Consider the following 814-nt stretch of genomic DNA (forward strand, 5'->3'; position numbering starts at 1 on the left):
CTCTATTGAAATGGCAGCGCTTCTCGGTAAATAACTATATTGCGCTGCGTATCGTCAGAGAATTCTATGAGCAACGAACAACAATCTATAAAGCTCTCTTTGCTATTAACAGGCAATGAGTTAATGAGTGGTGACATTGTCGATAGCAATTCGGCAATGTTAGCTGAAGCCCTTAGCCCCTTTGGTTGCACGATTTACTACAAGGCAACTGTTGGGGATGACTTAGCCTTGCTTGAGCAGGAAATAGCGCGCATTGCGGGTTTTTCTGATGTGCTTGTTGTGAATGGTGGTTTGGGGCCAACTGTTGACGATCTCACAGCACAAGCCCTAGCCAATGTTATGCGCGTTGATTTGCTTGAACATCCGCAGGCAATGGCGGACCTTGAACAATGGTGCAAGAGTAAAAATATTGCCTTCAATGCAGCCAACAAAAAGCAGGCTATTTTGCCTGACGGGGTAGGTTTAGTTCCTAATGCCACAGGTTCAGCTGTTGGCTTCTCTGCTGAGATTAATGGATGCACTGTTTACTGCACACCTGGAGTCCCATCAGAACTGAAAACAATGTTTAGTGAGGAGATTCTCCCGCGTTTACCTTTAGACTCGAATGCCAAAGTGAAGCGACAACGATATCGTGTTTTTGGAATGGGTGAGTCAGGCATTCAAGAGCGTGTTTTTAAGAGTGGTTTGAAACTTCCAAAAGAATTGGAGCTTGGGTTTCGCGCTTCATTGCCAATGTTGGAGTTAAAGCTCCAAGCAAATCATGAGCAAGACTATGCGTTGCTCGAGCATTTTTCTGAACAAGTGGAGCAATTAT

General features: G+C 44.7%; 1 protein-coding gene. It reads left to right on the plus strand.

Annotated features, from left to right (window positions below; all coding sequences use genetic code 11):
* Positions 1 to 66: 66 nt before the first annotated feature.
* Positions 67 to 814: molybdopterin-binding protein (locus tag A3762_RS09435; RefSeq protein WP_197469170.1), on the plus strand; the 748-nt coding region annotated here is incomplete at its 3' end.

Source organism: Oleiphilus sp. HI0125 (genome assembly GCF_001635355.1).